Annotated in this window: 1 protein-coding gene and 1 pseudogene; both read right to left on the reverse strand. The window is 70.4% G+C overall.

Going from position 1 to position 1,233, the window contains the following annotated elements:
• Positions 1-161: 161 nt before the first annotated feature.
• Complete coding sequence (locus AB0N31_RS36555; RefSeq protein WP_366062850.1) at positions 162-833, reverse strand: transposase; 672 nt, start codon at positions 831-833, stop codon at positions 162-164.
• A 79-nt stretch (positions 834-912) separates the two neighbouring features.
• Positions 913-1,230 (reverse strand): annotated as a pseudogene (locus tag AB0N31_RS36560) (transposase); the annotation flags it as partial.
• Positions 1,231-1,233: the final 3 nt, after the last annotated feature.

Consider the following 1,233-nt stretch of genomic DNA (forward strand, 5'->3'; position numbering starts at 1 on the left):
GGCGGAGTGTAGCGCGGCTTCGATCGTGTGGGGGCGGTCTTACGGGGACCGCCCCTCGATCGTGCGACAACGCCGCTGGTAGTGACAGCGGCGGGCGACTGCTTGGCGTCGGCGGCGCCAGTTCGACCAGCTCAGCGCGTGGTGTCGTCCGTGGTGTCCGCTCAGGTGCGGGGGCTGGGCACGACAAGTTGCCAGGAGCCGCCGAACCTCCGCCACTGTGAGCCCGACGACCCCGGCCGTCCCACCTGTTGCGCCCCCTTTTCCCGGGCCTGGTGTGTCGTGGCGGCCAGGAAGGCGTGCGCGAGCATGGCCGGCGTGATGTGCCGATACCAGCCGACGTAGCGGCGGACCTCGTACTGGTCCAGGCCGCACTCGTTCTTCGCGGCCTGGAAGCACTCCTCGATCGCCCAGCGCGTCCCGGCGACCCGCACCAGTTCCTGGACCGTGGTCTGAAGGGCTGCGTAGGCGAGGTAGTAGGCGATCTCGTCGGGTTTGCTGATGCTGCGCCGGGCCAGGGCCCACCGCATCCGGTGGGGGACCTCGCCCTGGTAGTCGAACTCGGCGACGGCCGGCAGCCGCACCGCTGCCCAGTGGTAGACACGGGGCCCCTTCGCGCCGTCGCCGCAGGAGATCTTCTCCCACGCTTCGTCCGGGGCCTGCGCGAACAGGCCCTCGATCCGTGAACAGCCCACGCTGAACTGTGACTTGGGGACGGCCAGTACGTAGCCGACACCCGACTGTTCCAGCAGCCGGCGGAAGCGGTTGTCCTGGCCGTAGGCGGAGTCCGCGGTGACCCAGGCGATAGGCAGCGGCGAGGCGAGGGCCCGCAGCACGAGGTGCCGGGCCAGTTCGCCCCTTGGTGGCGAACTCCCGCTCGTCGGGGACCCTTGCGGTGCGGCAGCGTTCCCGGTCCTCGGTCCAAGACTTCGGGAGATAGAGCTCGCGGTCGACCAGAGCCCGGCCGCGGGCGGAGGCGTAGGCGGCGAAGACGCCGATCTGGCAGTTCTCCGTCCGGCCGGCGGTTCCGGAGTACCGGCGCTGGACCCCGGCTGAGGTGGTGCCCTTCTTGATGAACCCGGTGTCGTCGATGACCAGGACGCCGCTGGCCTCGCCGAGCTTGTCGGCGACGTATTCCTGCAGGTCGTCGCGGATGTCATCGGGCTCCCACTTCGATCCGGCGAGGAGGTGCTGCAGCCCGTCGGGCGTGCGGTGGCCGGCCTGTTCGGCCAGCTG

It is taken from the genome of Streptomyces sp. NPDC051051, from assembly GCF_040682975.1.
Taxonomy (GTDB): domain Bacteria; phylum Actinomycetota; class Actinomycetes; order Streptomycetales; family Streptomycetaceae; genus Streptomyces.